Genomic DNA, 15,777 nt, shown 5'->3' with positions numbered 1-15,777 from the left:
CCTGTTCCTGGTCACACTGTTCGTGGTGCCACTGCAGACCCTGACCGAGGTGCTGAACGAGGGAGCGAACGCCCTCGCCGGTATGCGTCGTGTGCTCGACGTTCTGGGCACGCCGCAGGACGTGCGTGACCCGGGCCCCGACGGCGGACTGGATCTTCCGCCAGGCCCGCTCGGAGTGCGTTTCGACGGTGTCGGGTTCGCCTATCCGGGGGGACCGCTCGTCCTGGCGGCCGTCGACCTGGACATCGCGCCCCGGACGAGGGTCGCCGTGGTCGGCGAGACCGGATCGGGCAAGACCACCCTGGCCAAGCTGCTGACCCGGCTGATGGATCCGACCGTCGGTCAGGTGCTGCTCGGCGGCGTGCCCGTGGAGCAGGTGCGGTTCGCGTCGTTGCGCAGGCGAGTCGTGATGGTCCCGCAGGACGGCTTCCTGTTCGATCTGACCATCGCGGACAACGTCCGTTACGGGCGTCCGGAGGCCTCCGACGCCGATGTCATGGCCGCGTTCACCTCGCTGGGGCTGGCGGACTGGGTTGCGGGGCTGGCGGACGGTGTGCACACCCGGGTCGGCGAGCGCGGGAGCTCGCTGTCCGCGGGAGAACGTCAACTGGTCGCCGTCGCCCGCGCCCACGTCGCCGCACCGGACCTCCTCGTCCTTGACGAGGCGACATCGTCGGTCGACCCGGCGACAGAGGTGCGGCTCGCCCGCGCGTTGGTCGCGCTGACCCGGGGGCGGACATCGGTCACGATCGCCCACCGACTGTCCACGGCGGAGACTGCGGATCTGGTGGTGGTCGTCGACGCCGGCCGAATCGTCGCGCAGGGGACCCACGCCGAACTCGTCGGTGTCCCCGGCGTGTATCGGCGCTTGCACGCCTCGTGGACGGCGGGCGTGGCCCATGACCTTGACGGGGACCTCACCTGACCGGCGCACGGCACAATGGGCTCGTGCCCGCATCCGCGTCCCGTCTGGACCCCGCCATCGCCGGTCTGCTCAAGCGTGACCCGGCCGGTCTCTTCCCGGCGGTCGCGCAGCAGTACGACACCGGCGAGGTACTGATGGTCGGCTGGATGGACGACGAGGCCCTGCACCGCACGCTCACCACCGGGCGTGCCACGTACTGGAGTCGGAGCCGCCGGGAGTACTGGGTCAAGGGGGACACCAGCGGCCACCGCCAGCTGGTTCGGTCGGTCTCCCTCGACTGCGACGGGGACACCGTGCTGGTCCAGGTGGACCAGCACGGTCCGGCCTGCCACACCGGGCGCCGAACCTGCTTCGACAACCGCAGCCTGCCGGCCGCTGCCACGGAACCTGCCACCTAACCTGCCATGCAACCTGCCACCCAACCTGCCACCCAACCTGCCACCCAACCTGCCACCCAACCTGCCATGCAACCTGCCACGGAACCTGTGAGGGGAGCCGAGTCGTGACGACAGGCGAGGTCAGCCCGGGCCGGGCCGACTTCCACGCGCTCGCAGCCGAGTACCCGGTGGTCGCGGTGACACGCCGCCTGCTCGCCGATGGTGAGACCCCGGTCGGGGTCTACCGCAAACTCGCCGGGGGGCCGGGAACGTTCCTGCTGGAGTCCGCCGAGCACGGCGGGGTGTGGTCGCGGTATTCGTTCATCGGTGTCCGGGCCGCGGCGACCCTCACCGAACGAGACGGATCGGCCGTCTGGACCGACGGCCAGCCGCCGCCGGGTGTTCCCACCGATGGGGACCCGCTCGACGTCCTTCGCGCGGTGCAGGTGGCGTTGCGCACTCCGAAGCTGCCGGATGCGCCACCGCTCACCGGCGGGCTGGTCGGTTACCTGTCCTACGACATCGTCCGGCGGGTCGAACGGCTCCCGTCCCGTTGCGTGGACGACCTGGGCATGCCCGAGCTGCGCATGATACTGACCGCCGACCTTGCGGTACTCGATCACAGCGACGGTTCCTGCCTGCTGATCGCAAACGTGTTCACCGGCGGCGACGGCGACCCGGACGCAGCCTACGACGACGCCGTGCACCGCCTCGAGGCGATGACCGCCGATCTCGGCAAGTGGAGCGAGCCGACGGTCGCGACCACCACGGCGCCCGCCGATCTCTCGCTCGCAGGCTTTGCCTCGCGTACCGCTCCGGAACGTTTCGAGGCTGCCGTCGAAGCCGCCATCGAGGAGATCCGGGCCGGCGAGTGCTTCCAGATCGTGGTCTCCCAGCGCTTCGAGCGCCCGACCGCGGCTGCGCCCCTCGACATCTACCGGGTCCTGAGGGCCTCGAACCCCAGTCCCTACATGTACCTGCTCCGTTTTGATGATCATGATGTCGTCGGATCGTCGCCGGAGGCGCATGTGAAGGTGACGGGCCGGCACGCGTTGCTGCATCCGATCGCCGGCAGCCGTCCCCGTGGCGCCACACCCGAACAGGACGCCGAGCTCGCGGCGCAGCTGCTGGCCGATCCCAAGGAGCGGGCCGAGCACGTGATGCTCGTCGACCTGGTGCGCAACGACCTGGGACGGGTCTGTACGCCGGGCTCGGTACGGGTGGTCGAGTTCGCCGCGGTCGAGCGGTTCTCGCAGATCATGCACATCGTCTCCACCGTGATCGGTGAGGTCGCGCAGGACCGGTCGGCTGTTGACGTGCTCACGGCGACGTTCCCCGCGGGCACCCTCACCGGTGCGCCCAAGGTGCGTGCGATGGAGATCATCGATGAGCTTGAGCCAACCCGCCGGGGCCTGTACGGAGGCGTGGTCGGTTATCTGGACTTCGGCGGCGATCTGGACACCGCGATCGCCATCCGGACCGCTGTCCTGCGGGACGGGCGGGCCTACGTACAGGCCGGCGCGGGCATCGTCGCCGATTCCGTGCCCGTGACCGAGAACAACGAAAGTCGCACCAAGGCGGCGGCGGTGCTGCGGGCAATCGAGATCGCCGAGTCGCTGCGCCTCCCGACATGACCGATCAGCAGGAGGCCGTCGCCACGGCCACGGACGGGGGTACGGCCACGGACGGGGGTACGGGTACCGGCCGCCGTGGACGCGGGGAGATGGCTGCGGCGGTGCTCTGCTGCCTGCTGGGCGCCGCGCTCGTCCTGTTCACCGTCAGCGCGACCTGGGTGAATCTGCGTGTCGCGGACGGGGCCGTGGCCGGGGAACCGGTCACCGCCGCGCCGCTCGCGGTGCGGCTGTCCGGTTCGGATCTTGCCCCGGCCGTGGCCGGGCTGGGTCTGGTCGGGCTGGCCGGGGTTGTCGCGATCGCCGCCACGAGGCGACGGGGGCGGGCACTGGTCGGTCTGCCGGTTCTGCTGGCCGGGGTCGTGGTCGCCGTCGTCGCGGGCCGGATCGCCGCCGACCCGCTGCCGGCTGTGCGCGTCGCCTCGCAGGTGCGCCAGATCGCCCCGAGCCTCACCGCTGATCTGCGCGACCTTCGGAGTACGGCCGCGCCGTGGCTTGCCACCGGCGGAGGAGTACTGCTGGCGTTCGGCGGCGCCCTGGTGGCATTGCGGGGGCACACGTGGTCGGCGCTGTCCCCCCGCTATCAGACGGCGGCCGCCCGACCGGTCGACGCCTGGGAGGCCATCGACCGGGGCGACGACCCGACGTGACCGGCGGCTGTTCGTCGGCGGACCGGCCCGGCGCGGCCCAGTTGGTCCGCCGCACCCTCGGCAGCAATCGGCAGCGTAGGACAACGACAGGACAATCACGATACGTGCACATGCAGCGGGCATGCCCGACGCGGGAGGGCTTTCCAGCTGGCCCAAGTCGGTGCGTTTCCGGCTTCTGTCAACCGAAGGGCAATCGCCGAGGGTGGCGGTCGGCCGTCGTCGACGGGGGTCTGATGCCGCTGGCCGATGCCTGGCCTAACATCGGCGCCATGGCTGCGACAGCCCTGGGTACCGGCCGATGAGCGTCCTTGACGACATCCTGGCCGGGGTACGGGCGGATCTTGCAGAACGCGAGGCTGTGGTCTCCCTGGCGACGCTCAAACGGCGGGTGGAGCGTGTCCCGGATCCCAGGGACGCGCTCGCTGTGCTGCGCACCCGGGCCGTTTCGGTGATCGCCGAGGTCAAGCGTCGCTCACCGTCAAAGGGCGATCTTGCCGCGATTGCGGATCCGGCGGCGCTGGCGGCGCAGTTCGAGGCTGCGGGCGCGGCGGCGGTGAGCGTCCTGACCGAGCGGCACCGGTTCGGCGGGTCGCTCGCAGACCTGGACGCCGTGCGGGTGGCGGTGGACGTGCCCGTGTTGCGCAAGGACTTCATCGTTTCGCCGTACCAGGTCTTCGAGGCTCGGGCACACGGCGCCGACATCGTTCTGCTGATCGTGGCGGCGCTCGATCAGCCGCGCCTGGTCGGGCTGCTCGATCGGGTCGAGTCACTCGGCATGACCGCCCTGGTCGAGGTGCACGACTGCGACGAGGTCGTGCGCGCGGTCGATGCGGGCGCGCGTCTGATCGGCGTCAACGCACGCAGCCTGCGGACGCTCGACGTCGATCGCGACACCTTCTCCCGGCTGGCGCCGCTGTTGCCACCGGGGGTCATCAAGGTCGCCGAATCGGGTGTGCGCGGCCCGCACGACCTGCTCGCCTACGCGGCGGCGGGAGCGGACGCGGTCCTCGTGGGGGAGGCTGCGGTGACGGGGAGTGATCCTCGTCAGGCGGTCGCGGATCTGGTCACCGCGGGTGCCCACCCGGCGACCCGGGTGGGGCGCTGACCGAAAGAGGCGGCTGACCGATGCTGACCGATACAGTCAGACGATGACCACCGCCGGAACCGTCGGGTTCGCTCCTGAGGGTGTCGTCCCGGGCGGCCCTGTGCCTGACAACGCCGGTCACTTCGGCCGTTTCGGCGGTCGCTTCGTGCCGGAGGCGTTGTTCGCCGCTCTGGACGAACTGACGGCGGCCTACGCAGCCGCCCGCGCCGATCCGGCGTTCACCGCGGAACTGGACCGGCTGCTCGCGACATATGCCGGCCGGCCCACCCCCCTCACCGACGCGACCCGCCTGGCTGAGTACGTCGGCGGTGCCCGCATCCTGCTCAAGCGTGAGGATCTGGCGCACACCGGCTCGCACAAGATCAACAATGTGCTCGGCCAGTGCCTGCTCGCCCGTCGGATGGGCAAGAGCCGGGTGATCGCCGAAACCGGTGCCGGCCAGCACGGCGTCGCCACGGCCACCGCCTGTGCGCTGCTGGACCTGGACTGCGTGGTCTACATGGGCGAGCAGGACACCCGCCGGCAGGCGCTCAACGTCGCGCGGATGCGGCTGCTGGGCGCAGAGGTCGTCGCGGTCGCCTCGGGCAGCCAGACCCTCAAGGACGCCATCAACGAGGCCATGCGGGACTGGGTGGCCTCGGTGGACACGACGCACTACTGCATCGGTTCGGTGATGGGGCCGCATCCGTTCCCGATGTTGGTGCGTGACTTCCAGCGGGTCATCGGTGTGGAGGCCCGGGGCCAGGTCCTCGACGGCATCGGGCGGCTGCCCGATGCCGTGGTGGCCTGCGTCGGTGGCGGCTCCAACGCGATGGGCATATTCCACCCGTTCATCGCCGACCCGTCCGTTGCGCTGGTCGGTGTCGAGGCCGGCGGGGACGGGGTGGCGACCGGACGGCACGCGGCCGCGATCGCGGGCGGGGCACCCGGCGTTCTGCACGGGATGCGGACCTACCTCCTCCAGGATGCCGACGGGCAGACCCAGGTGTCGCACTCGATCTCGGCCGGGCTCGACTATCCGGGCATCGGTCCCGAACACGCCTGGCTGCACGAGACCGGCCGGGCGACCTACCGGGTGGTTGACGACCATGACGCCATGGACGCGCTGGCGACGGTCGCGCGGCTGGAGGGCATCCTGGTCGCGATCGAGAGTGCGCACGCGTTTGCCGGCGCGTTCGCCCTCGCCCGCGAGCTGGGTCCCGACGCGGTCGTGTTGGTGAACTGCTCCGGTCGGGGCGACAAGGATGTCGACACTGCGGCTCGGTGGTTCGACCTTCTCGATCATTCATGAGCTGACGGAACGGACGCGCTGTGCAGAGTCTGTCAGGTGAGCGGAGCCGTCTCGGCGGTGAGCGGAGCCGGTTGAGTGACATGTTCGCGACGGCACGCGGGGCGGGGCGAGCAGCCCTGGTCGGCTACCTGCCGGCGGGTTTCCCCTCGGTCGCCGGTGGTGTCAGCGCCATGCGGGCCATGGTCGAGGCGGGGGTGGACATCGTCGAGGTCGGCTTGCCCTACTCCGACCCGACCATGGACGGTCCGGTGATCCAGGCCGCGGCCGATGCCGCGCTGAGCCGTGGTGTCACGACACGGGAGGTCCTGGCGACCGTGGAGGCGGTGGCCGCCACCGGTGCCCCCGTCCTGGTCATGAGCTACTGGAACCCGGTCGAGCGGTACGGGGTCACCGCGTTCGCCCGGGATCTCGCGGCTGCCGGCGGGGCTGGGACGATCACCCCGGACCTTCCCCCCGAGGAGGCCGAACCGTGGCTTGCCGCCACCGCGGCGGTCGGCCTCGACCCGGTGTTCCTGGTCGCCCCGAGCTCCTCCGATGCGCGCATCGCGCGGATCGCCCAGGTCAGCCGGGGCTTCATCTACGCTGCCTCGCTCATGGGGGTGACCGGCGCCCGGTCGGTGGTGGGTGCGCAGGCGGCCGGGCTGGTGAGCCGGGTTCGAGCCGTCAGCGACACTGCGGTCTGTGTGGGTGTGGGCGTGAGCACGCCCACCCAGGCGGCGGAGGTCGCCGGCTTCGCCGACGGGGTGATCGTGGGTTCGGCCCTGGTGAAGGTGTTGGTGGACGCCGACCGTGCGGGCGATGATCCCGATACCGCCGCTGCGGCGGTGGGACGGCTCGCGGCAGCTCTGGCCACCGGTGTCGGCCGGGATGCGGCCGGGTAGCCGCCCTGCCGGGGTACGGGAATGTCGGGTATAGCGTTGGCGACCGTGGTCCTAGCCGCGATTCCCAGCCCGTCGACGGGCGTCCTGCATGTGGGTCCCATTCCGCTGCGGGCCTATGCCTTTATGATCATACTTGGTGTCCTGGTCGCGATTGTCGTCACCGACCGGCGCCTGCGGGCCCGTGGCCAGCCGCCCGGCCTCGCCGCGGACGCCGCGGCCTGGGCGGTTCCGTTCGGCATCGTCGGTGCGCGCATCTACCACGTCATCACCAGCCCGGATGCGTACTTCGGCGCCGGCGGCCATCCCCTCGACGCGTTCAAGATCTGGCACGGCGGGTTGGGGATCTGGGGCGGGGTAGCCGGTGGCGCGCTCGGCGTGTGGTTGGCCTGCCGCCATCGCGGGACGCCGTTCGGCCTGTTCGCGGATGCCGCGGCCCCCGGGCTCGTGCTCGCCCAAGCCGTCGGGCGTTGGGGTAACTGGTTCAACCAGGAGCTCTACGGCCGGGCGACCGATCTGCCCTGGGCGGTGCGGATCGACCCGGGGCATCAGCTCGTTGCCGGTGTCTCGCTCTACCACCCGACGTTCCTGTACGAGTCGCTGTGGGATGTCGGCGTCGCCGGTGTGCTGCTGTGGGTGGATCGTCGCCGCAGGCTCGGACGGGGGAAGCTCTTCGTCCTCTACGTCGCGCTGTACACCGCCGGGCGGGGGTGGATCGAGGCCCTGCGCATTGACGAAGCTCACACGTTTCTCGGGATGCGGCTCAACGACTGGGTGTCGATCGTCGTTTTCGTCGTCGCGGTGACCGCCATGGTGGTGCTACGCAGGCCGGTCGATCCGCCGGCCACCGTGGGCCCGGCCCAGGGGCCGCTGACTGCGGACGCCGGTTCGCAGGACCCGGATGCCGGTTCGCAGGGCGTGGACACGGCTTCGTCGGACGCCGGTTCGCTGGACGCGGCTACCGACTTCGGCCCGCAGCCGGTGCCCGGCGAGGTACCGCAGAGCGGCCGGTGAGGATAGTTTCATGCCCGGTTGGCCACATCCGGGTCCGGGCCGTGAGCGATCACGGCGGATCCTGAGCGTACGTGGCACACTCATTAGTGCGCCTGGCCGGGACTGCCCTGTCACGGTGGCGCGTCCGGACAGCGTCGTCCGCCTCACGGAGAACCCCTGAAGACGGACAGGACCCGCCGGATGTTGATCGCACAAGGCTTGTACGACCCCACCTTCGAACACGACGCCTGCGGGGTCGGTTTCGTCGTGGATGTCCGTGGCCGACGCAGTCATGAGCTGGTCGAACAGGGCCTTACCGTGCTGCGCAACCTCGACCACCGCGGAGCGTCGGGCTGCGACCCGGACACCGGCGACGGCGCCGGCATCCTGGTGCAGGTTCCGGACGCCTTTCTGCGCGACGTCGTCGACTTTCCGCTTCCGCCACCCGGCCGGTATGCGGTGGGAACGGCTTTCTTGCCGCAGGTCGCCGGCGACCGGGACAATGCCGTTCGGGCGATCAGCCGTATCGTCCGCGCGGAGGGCCTGCGGGTACTGGGCTGGCGCGAGGTTCCGGTGGTCAGCCACATCGTTGGCCGGGCCGCCGTCGAGGTCGAGCCGCGGATGCGGCAGATCTTCCTTGGCCTGCCCGCGGGGGTCGACAGTCCGGGTGAACCCGCCGAAGCCGCCGAGCCCGCCGACCTGCTCGATCTCGAGCGGCGGGCGTTCTGCGTCCGTAAGCGGGCGCGGCGCGAAGCCGGTGTGTACTTCCCGTCGCTGTCGGCGCGCACCGTCGTCTACAAGGGCATGCTCACCACCCATCAGCTCTCGGCGTACTTCCCCGACCTGGACGATCCCCGTTTCGCCAGCGCGATCGCCCTCGTGCACAGCCGGTTCTCGACCAACACCTTTCCGAGTTGGCCGCTTGCCCATCCCTACCGCTACGTCGCTCATAATGGTGAGATCAACACCGTGCGTGGCAACCGCAACTGGATGCGGGCCCGTGAGGCCCTGCTGGCCAGCGATCTCATCCCCGGTGATATGCACCGGATCTTCCCCATCTGCGCGGACGGCGCGAGCGACTCGGCCAGCTTCGACGAGGTCCTGGAACTGCTCCACCTCGGTGGCCGCAGCCTCCCGCACGCCGTCCTCATGATGATCCCGGAGGCCTGGGAGAACCACGACGAGATCGACCCGGCCCGCCGGGCGTTCTACCAGTTCCACTCGGCGCTGATGGAGCCGTGGGACGGCCCGGCCTCCATCGCGTTCACCGACGGAACGGTCATCGGCGCCGTGCTCGACCGTAACGGGTTGCGCCCGTCGCGTTACTGGGTCACCGACGACGGCCTGGTCGTCATGGCCTCCGAAGTCGGTGTCCTGGACCTTCCCGCGCACAAGGTGGTGCAGAAGGGCCGGCTCCAGCCGGGGAAGATGTTCCTGATCGACACCGCGCAGGGCCGGATCGTCGACGACGAGGAGATCAAGTCGGAGCTGGCCGCCGCCGCGCCGTACGGGGAATGGCTGCACGCCGGGTTGATCGCCCTGGACGACCTGCCCGAACGCGAGCACGTCGTCTACGGTCACTCCTCGGTCCGCCGCCGCCAGCAGGTCTTCGGCTACACCGAGGAGGAACTGCGCGTCATCATCGCGCCCATGGCCCGAGCCGGTGTCGAACCGATCGGCTCGATGGGCACCGACACGCCGGTCGCGGTGCTCTCGGGCCGTCCGCGGCTGCTCTTCGACTACTTCAGCCAGCTGTTCGCGCAGGTGACCAACCCGCCCCTGGACGCCATCCGGGAGGAGATGGTCACAAGCCTGGGCCGGACGCTCGGTCCCGAAGGTAACCTGCTGGCGCCGTCGCCGGCATCGTGTCGAGTGGTACATCTGCCGTTCCCGGTCATCAGCAACACCGAACTCGCCAAGATCGTCGGTATCAACGACGACGGGGACATGCCCGGGTTCGCGGCGGTGACCGTGCGTGGCCTCTATGACGTGGACGGCGGTGGCGTGGCGCTCGCCGAGCGGCTGGCCGAGATCTGCCGTGGCGTCAGCGAGGCGATCGCGGACGGTGCCCGCGTCGTGGTCCTGTCCGACCGTGACTCCGACCGGTACAAGGCGCCGATTCCCTCCCTGCTGCTCACCGCGGCCGTCCACCACCACCTCATCCGGGAGAAGACCCGCACCAAGGTCGGTCTCATCGTGGAGTGCGGCGACGCACGCGAGGTTCACCATGTCGCGCTGCTCCTGGGGTACGGCGCGGCCGCCGTCAACCCCTACCTGGCGTTCGAGTCGATCGACAGCATCCTCGACGGCGGTGACCTGGACGGAATCACCCGCGACCAGGCCCAGCGCAACCTCATCAAGGCGCTGGGCAAGGGCGTGCTCAAGGTGATGAGCAAGATGGGCATCTCCACCGTGGCCAGCTACACCGGAGCCCAGGTGTTCGAGGCGATCGGGCTGTCCCAGCAGCTGGTGGGCACCTACTTCACCGGGACGCCGTCCCGGCTGGACGGCGTGGACATCGATGTCATCGCGGCCGAGGTCGCAGCCCGTCACCACAAGGCGTACTCGGCGGTCGCCTCGGAGCTGGCCCACCGCAACCTGGACACCGGTGGTGAGTACCAGTGGCGCCGCGAGGGTGAGGTGCACCTGTTCAACCCGGAGACGGTCTTCCTGCTCCAGCACGCCACGCGCAGCCGTCAGTACGAGGTGTTCAAGCAGTACACCGCCACCGTCGACGAGCTGTCGCGGCGCAACGCCACCCTGCGCGGCATGTTCTCGCTGCGCGAGGGCCTGCGCCCGCCGATTCCGATCGACCAGGTCGAGCCGGTGTCGGAGATCCTCCAGCGGTTCGCCACCGGTGCGATGTCCTACGGCTCGATCAGCGCCGAGGCACACGAGACGCTGGCGATCGCGATGAACCGGATCGGGGCGAAGTCGAACACCGGCGAGGGCGGCGAGGATGCCAGACGGTTCACACCGGACGCCAACGGCGACCTTCGTCGATCGTCGATCAAGCAGGTCGCCAGCGGCCGCTTCGGGGTGACCAGCGAGTACCTTGCCAACGCCGACGACATCCAGATCAAGATGGCGCAGGGCGCCAAGCCCGGTGAGGGCGGCCAGCTGCCCGGGCAGAAGGTCTACCCGTGGATCGCGCGGACCCGGCACTCGACGGCGGGCGTGGGCCTGATCTCGCCGCCGCCGCACCACGACATCTACTCCATTGAGGACCTCGCCCAGCTCATCCACGACCTGAAGAACGCCAACCCGCGGGCGCGGGTGCACGTCAAGCTCGTGGCCGAGGTCGGCGTGGGTACGGTGGCCGCCGGTGTGTCCAAGGCCCATGCGGATGTCGTACTGATCTCCGGGCATGACGGCGGTACCGGCGCGGCCCCGCTGACCTCGCTCAAGCACGCGGGTGCCCCCTGGGAGCTGGGCCTGGCCGAGACCCAGCAGACCCTGCTGCTCAACGGCCTGCGCGACCGGATCGTGGTCCAGGTCGACGGCCAGCTCAAGACCGGCCGCGACGTCATCGTCGGCGCGCTGCTGGGCGCGGAGGAGTTCGGGTTCGCGACCGCCCCGTTGGTGGTCGCCGGCTGCGTGATGATGCGGGTGTGCCACCTTGACACCTGCCCGGTGGGGGTGGCGACCCAGAACCCCGAGCTGCGTGCCCGTTTCACCGGCAAACCCGAGTTCGTGGAGGCCTTCTTCACCTTCATCGCGCAGGAGGTGCGTGAGTACCTCGCGGCGCTGGGGTTCCGCACGCTGCACGAGGCCGTCGGCCACGTGGAGGTCCTCGACGCGCGGGCCGCACTCGACCACTGGAAGGCCGCCGGCCTGGATCTCACTCCGCTGCTGCACGCCCCGGAACGGCCCTTCGGTGGCTCCCTGCACTGCACGACCGCTCAGGACCACGGGCTGGACAAGGCGCTGGACAACTCCCTGATCCAGCTGTGCGAGGGGGCGTTGGAGGACGGTCGGCCGGTGTGGCTGGAGATGCCGATCCGCAACGTCAACCGGACGGTCGGCACCATGCTCGGCTTCGAGGTGACCAGGCGCTACGGCGCGCAGGGCCTCCCCGACGACACGATCTCGCTGCGGTTCACCGGTTCGGCCGGCCAGAGTTTCGGCGCGTTCGTGCCCCGCGGGGTGACCCTCACGCTCGAGGGCGACGCCAACGACTACACCGGCAAGGGCCTGTCCGGTGGACGGATCATCGTGTTCCCGCCCAAGGAGGCGCCGCTGCGGGCCGAGGAGAACATCGTCGCCGGCAACGTGCTGCTCTACGGTGCCACGGCCGGTGAGGCGTATTTCCGTGGCATCGTCGGCGAGCGGTTCTGCGTCCGCAACTCCGGTGCGACCGCTGTCGTCGAAGGCGTCGGCGATCACGGCTGCGAGTACATGACCGGCGGCACCGTGGTCGTCCTCGGGTCCACCGGACGCAACTTCGCGGCCGGGATGAGCGGTGGCGTGGCGTTCCTGTACAAGCCCATCCTGCGACGGATCAACACCGAGATGGTCGACGTGGACCCGCTGGACGACGACGACCGGGTGCTGCTCCTCGCCCTGGTCGCCCGGCACCGGCGCGAGACCGGGTCGACAGTGGCGGCGGGCCTGCTCGCGGAGTGGGAGACTGAGCAGTCCTCCTTTGTCAAGATCATGCCCCGGGACTACAAGCGGGTGCTCGCCGCGATGCGCAGGGCCGAGGAGGACGGCCTGCCCGCCGAAGATCTGATCATGGCGGCGTCCCGTGCGTGACCGGTGTCCTACGGTGTGTTGCAGAGCACGCCCCGGCAGCCCCGACACGATCATTCGACAGGAGCGGCATGGCTGACCCGATCGGCTTCCTCAAGCATCCCCGGGAGCTGCCGACGCGCCGGCCCGTCGACGTGCGGATCACCGACTGGAACGAGGTCTACGAACCGTTCCCGGTCGAATCCCTGCGTCACCAGGCAACACGGTGTATGGACTGCGGCATCCCCTTCTGCCATAACGGCTGCCCGCTCGGGAACATCATCCCGGAGTGGAACGACCTGGTACGACGGGCTGACTGGGGCGAGGCGATCGAGCGGCTGCACGCCACCAACAACTTCCCGGAGTTCACCGGGCGGCTGTGCCCGGCGCCGTGCGAGACCGCGTGTGTGCTGGGAATCTCCGATGATCCGGTGGCCATCAAGCAGGTCGAGGTGTCGATCATCGATCGGGCCTGGGCCGACGGCACGGTCCGGCCGGTCCTGCCGTCCGCGCGCACCGAGCAGCGGGTCGCCGTGGTCGGGTCGGGCCCGGCGGGGCTCGCCGCGGCTCAACAGCTCACCCGGGCCGGCCACAACGTCGTCGTGTACGAGCGGGCCGACCGCATCGGTGGGTTGCTGCGCTACGGCATCCCCGAGTTCAAGATGGAAAAGCAGGTGCTGGACCGTCGGCTCGCGCAGATGCGGGCCGAGGGGACGGTGTTCATGTCCTCGTGCAACGTGGGTGTGGACATCACCGCGGACGAGCTGCGCGCATCCTATGACGCGATCGTGCTCGCCGGTGGCTCGACGGTCGGGCGGGATCTCACCGTGCCCGGCCGGGAGCTGGTCGGCGTCCACCTCGCGATGGAGTACCTGGTTCCCGCGAACCGGGTCCAGCAGGGCGACCGCACCGAATCGCTGATCAACGCGGCGGGCAAACGGGTGGTCATCATCGGTGGCGGTGACACCGGCGCGGACTGTCTGGGTACCGCGCACCGCCAGGGGGCGGTGTCCGTGCACCAGCTGGAGATCATGCCGCGACCGCCGCACCTGCGGCCGGCGGCGAACCCGTGGCCGACCTGGCCGGTCGTCTACCGGGTGTCCAGCGCGCACGAGGAGGGTGGCGACCGGGTCTTCGCCGTCTCCACCGAGTGCTTTCTCGGTGATGACGCCGGTCGGGTTCGCGCGTTGCGCATGCACGAGGTCGCCATGGTCGACGGCCGCTTGGAGCAGGTGCCGGGTACCGACGTCGAGCTGCCGTGCGAGCTCGTGCTGCTGGCGATGGGTTTCGTCGGGCCGGAACGGCCCGGCCTGCTCGACCAGCTCGGTGTCGCGCTCGACGCCCGTGGCAACGTCGCCCGGGACGCCGGCTGGGCGAGTTCCGTCGCGAAGGTGTTCGTCGCCGGGGACATCGGCCGGGGTCAGTCCCTGGTCGTGTGGGCGATCGCGGAGGGTCGGGCCGCCGCCGCGGCGGTGGACCGTTACCTGCGTGGTTCCACCGACCTCCCCGAACCGATCACCCCGACCCGACGGTGATCGTCGGGCGTCGGCCAGGCGGGCGGTAGGCTTTTCAGCGACGTGCAGGGATCCCGCTGGAGGGCGACGAGGCCAGATGCTGGACAGACGGTTCATCCGGGAGAATCCCGACGCCGTGCGGGAGGCCGCCCGCGTCAAAGGGGTGGACCTCGACGTCGACGCCATCTTGGGCCTCGACCAGTCCGTACGGGCCCTGCAGCACGCGCTGGACACCGCCCAGCGTGAGCGCCGGGAGCTCGCCGGTGGCTTCAAGGCCGCGGACGCGGCCGAGCGCGAGCGGCTGCGGGAACGCTCCGGCGCCCTGGACGAGCAACTGCGCCGGACCCGGGCGGAGCTGGAGGACGCCGGCGCCCGCTTGGGCGACCTGCTGCTGGCGACACCGAACATTCCGTGGAGCGGGGCACCGGTCGGGCCAGATGAGGCGGCGAACACCGTCATCCGGGTCTGGGGCGACCGCCCGGTGTTCGACTTCACCCCGGTCGACCATGTCGAGCTGGCCGAGAAGCGTGGCTGGGCGGAGTTCGAACGGGCCCGTGGCGCCTCGGGGGAGCGGGCGTACGCGCTCGCCGGTGACCTCGTGTTGTTGGAGCGGGCCGTACACTCCTACGCGTTGGACCTGCTGGCGGGCAGGGACTTCCGGCTGCTGTCGGTGCCGTCGCTGGTCAAGCGCGAGGCGCTGGTCGGTACCGGCTTCCTGCCGGGCCACGGTGAGGAGATCTACCAGCTACCCGGGGACGATCTCTATCTCGCCGGCACCGCCGAGGTCGCGCTGGTTGGCCTGCACGCGGGCGAGATGCTGTCCCTGCGTGACCTGCCGTTGCGCTACGCCGGGATCTCGCCGTGCTTTCGCCGGGAGGTCGGCAGCGCCGGACGCGACGTCCGTGGGCTGCTGCGCGTCCACCAGTTCGAGAAGGTCGAACAGTTCGTGATCTGCGCGGCTGACGAGGCGGAGTCCGCCCGCTGGCACGCCGAACTGCTCGACACCGCCGAGCACGTCCTGCAGTCCCTGGGTCTGGCCTACGAGGTGGTGGAATGTGCCACCGGCGACATGGGCCTCGGTAAGTTCCGGATGAACGACATCAACACGTGGTTCCCGTCGCTGGCGCGCTTCCGGGAGACCCACAGCTGCTCGACCCTGCACGACTGGCAGGCCCGGCGGGCGAACATCCGCTACAAGGACGCCGACGGGCGGGTCCGGTTCGCCCATACGCTGAACAACACGGCGGTGGCGACGCCCCGACTGCTGGCGGCCATTCTGGAGAACTTCCAGACCGCCGACCATCGGGTCCGCGTCCCCAAGGTGCTGCGGCCCTATCTCGGCGACCGCGAACTCATCTGACCCCGGCCCAGGGCGGCGGGAATAAAGGGGCGATGGTGCAGTGGACGGTGGCCCGGGTGGATTCCCGCCCGCCCGCAGCGCGTTGGGTCTACGCCTGACTCTCGCCCTGTTCGGGCTGCTGTTCTGCGCGGGTGCCTGTGTGTACTACGCCGTTTCCGACCAGCCGGTCCCGGCCGTTCTGCTCGGCGTGATTGCGTTGACGGCGGTGGTCGACCTCACCGTGATCGTCCGGCGGATGCGCCGGGAACGACGCTGAGGGCTTGGGCGATGTTGTGGCCGTCGGCCGTAGGTGGAAACTGCCGTTCCCGTGACCGCAATGACC

12 protein-coding genes are annotated in these 15,777 nt (G+C 70.2%); all 12 read left to right on the top strand.

All coding sequences use genetic code 11. The features are described from left to right. Positions 1 to 925: ABC transporter ATP-binding protein (locus U9979_RS14965; RefSeq protein WP_322779856.1), on the top strand; the 925-nt coding region annotated here is incomplete at its 5' end. Positions 926 to 948: 23 nt separating this feature from the next. Next, positions 949 to 1,323, top strand: a complete 375-nt coding sequence (gene hisI, locus U9979_RS14960; RefSeq protein WP_322779855.1) for a phosphoribosyl-AMP cyclohydrolase — start codon at positions 949 to 951, stop codon at positions 1,321 to 1,323. Positions 1,324 to 1,427: 104 nt separating this feature from the next. Next, the gene (locus U9979_RS14955) at positions 1,428 to 2,936 is read left to right on the top strand and encodes an anthranilate synthase component I (protein WP_322747356.1); all 1,509 of its coding nucleotides are present in this window, start codon (positions 1,428 to 1,430) and stop codon (positions 2,934 to 2,936) included. Then, positions 2,933 to 3,583: a Trp biosynthesis-associated membrane protein gene (locus U9979_RS14950; RefSeq protein WP_322779854.1), complete on the top strand. Its 651-nt coding sequence runs from the start codon at positions 2,933 to 2,935 to the stop codon at positions 3,581 to 3,583. Before U9979_RS14955 ends, U9979_RS14950 begins: the two co-directional genes overlap by 4 nt. Positions 3,584 to 3,881: 298 nt before the next feature. After that, positions 3,882 to 4,688 (top strand): indole-3-glycerol phosphate synthase TrpC, encoded by an 807-nt coding sequence (trpC, locus tag U9979_RS14945; protein ID WP_322747354.1) that lies wholly within the window; start codon positions 3,882 to 3,884, stop codon positions 4,686 to 4,688. Positions 4,689 to 4,731: 43 nt separating this feature from the next. Continuing rightward, complete coding sequence (trpB, locus tag U9979_RS14940) at positions 4,732 to 5,979, top strand: tryptophan synthase subunit beta (protein WP_322779853.1); 1,248 nt, start codon at positions 4,732 to 4,734, stop codon at positions 5,977 to 5,979. Between the two features lie 80 nt (positions 5,980 to 6,059). Continuing rightward, the gene (gene trpA, locus U9979_RS14935; RefSeq protein ID WP_322779860.1) at positions 6,060 to 6,860 is read left to right on the top strand and encodes a tryptophan synthase subunit alpha; all 801 of its coding nucleotides are present in this window, start codon (positions 6,060 to 6,062) and stop codon (positions 6,858 to 6,860) included. A 45-nt stretch (positions 6,861 to 6,905) separates the two neighbouring features. Continuing rightward, a complete protein-coding gene (gene lgt, locus U9979_RS14930) occupies positions 6,906 to 7,871 on the top strand; it encodes a prolipoprotein diacylglyceryl transferase (protein ID WP_322779859.1) in 966 nt (321 codons plus the stop codon). A 180-nt stretch (positions 7,872 to 8,051) separates the two neighbouring features. Beyond that, positions 8,052 to 12,605, top strand: coding sequence for a glutamate synthase large subunit (gene gltB / locus U9979_RS14925; protein WP_322779852.1), 4,554 nt, complete (start codon positions 8,052 to 8,054; stop codon positions 12,603 to 12,605). Between the two features lie 68 nt (positions 12,606 to 12,673). Then, positions 12,674 to 14,116: a glutamate synthase subunit beta gene (locus U9979_RS14920; protein WP_322779851.1), complete on the top strand. Its 1,443-nt coding sequence runs from the start codon at positions 12,674 to 12,676 to the stop codon at positions 14,114 to 14,116. Positions 14,117 to 14,192: 76 nt separating this feature from the next. Beyond that, entirely contained in the window at positions 14,193 to 15,455 is a 1,263-nt protein-coding gene (serS, locus tag U9979_RS14915) for a serine--tRNA ligase (RefSeq protein WP_322779850.1), read from the top strand. 40 nt (positions 15,456 to 15,495) lie between these two features. Further along, complete coding sequence (locus tag U9979_RS14910; protein ID WP_322747347.1) at positions 15,496 to 15,711, top strand: DUF6343 family protein; 216 nt, start codon at positions 15,496 to 15,498, stop codon at positions 15,709 to 15,711. Positions 15,712 to 15,777 lie beyond the last annotated feature (66 nt).

It is taken from the genome of Protofrankia sp. Cas4, assembly GCF_963555915.1.
Lineage (GTDB): Bacteria > Actinomycetota > Actinomycetes > Frankiales > Frankiaceae > Protofrankia.
The sequence above is the reverse complement of the archived record's forward strand: the minus strand, read 5'-3'. Positions and strand labels throughout refer to the sequence as shown.

What these genes read in the sequence shown, in the direction of transcription:
- U9979_RS14950 (WP_322779854.1), top strand. Translation starts at nt 2,933, where the DNA reads ATGACCGATCAGCAGGAGGCCGTCGCCACGGCCACGGACGGGGGTACG.
- trpC (WP_322747354.1), top strand. Translation starts at nt 3,882, where the DNA reads ATGAGCGTCCTTGACGACATCCTGGCCGGGGTACGGGCGGATCTTGCA.
- trpB (WP_322779853.1), top strand. Translation starts at nt 4,732, where the DNA reads ATGACCACCGCCGGAACCGTCGGGTTCGCTCCTGAGGGTGTCGTCCCG.
- trpA (WP_322779860.1), top strand. Translation starts at nt 6,060, where the DNA reads ATGTTCGCGACGGCACGCGGGGCGGGGCGAGCAGCCCTGGTCGGCTAC.
- gltB (WP_322779852.1), top strand. Translation starts at nt 8,052, where the DNA reads ATGTTGATCGCACAAGGCTTGTACGACCCCACCTTCGAACACGACGCC.
- U9979_RS14920 (WP_322779851.1), top strand. Translation starts at nt 12,674, where the DNA reads ATGGCTGACCCGATCGGCTTCCTCAAGCATCCCCGGGAGCTGCCGACG.
- serS (WP_322779850.1), top strand. Translation starts at nt 14,193, where the DNA reads ATGCTGGACAGACGGTTCATCCGGGAGAATCCCGACGCCGTGCGGGAG.